Source organism: Xanthobacter sp. BG11Y11_SDJG, assembly GCF_057364445.1.
Map to the genome: position 1 here is coordinate 1 of NZ_JBNFNU010000900.1, position 518 is coordinate 518.

The following is a 518-nucleotide window of genomic DNA, read 5'->3' on the forward strand; positions in this document are numbered from 1 at the left end:
CGTGGCCTTCACCCTGGTGGTGGACGAGCGCGCGCCCCAATCACCTTCCCGGGCCCCGTGCCGGGCACTGCGGACGGGCGCGCCGCGCGCATCGCCGACGTTCTGGGGGCGAGGCGGGGCCGAACGTGAGTCCCGGTGGAGGGGGCGCGGGAGGGCGTGGTTCTGGAGGGGCTCGCCGGCCTGCCCACCTTCTCCAAGGCCAATTCCCTGAGCCAGTTCCTGTTCGTGAACGGCCGGCCGGTGCGCGACAAGCTGCTCATGGGGGCGGTGCGCGCGGCCTATGCCGACCTCCTGCCCTCCGACCGGCACCCGGTGCTGGCGCTGTTCTTCACCCTCGACCCGCGCGAGGTGGATGTGAACGTGCACCCCGCCAAGACCGAGGTGCGCTTCCGCGACGGTGGCAACGTGCGGGCGCTGATCGTGCGCACCCTGAAGGACGCACTCGCCGCGCGCGCGCCGCGCACCGCCGCCACCATCGCCGACCGTCTGGTGGCGCTGGCGCGGCCGGAGCCCCCATG

Annotated in this window: 1 pseudogene; it reads left to right on the plus strand. The window is 74.1% G+C overall.

Annotated features, from left to right (window positions below):
- Positions 1-135: 135 nt before the first annotated feature.
- A pseudogene (locus tag AC2W7M_RS27200) lies at positions 136-518 on the plus strand (DNA mismatch repair endonuclease MutL); the annotation flags it as partial.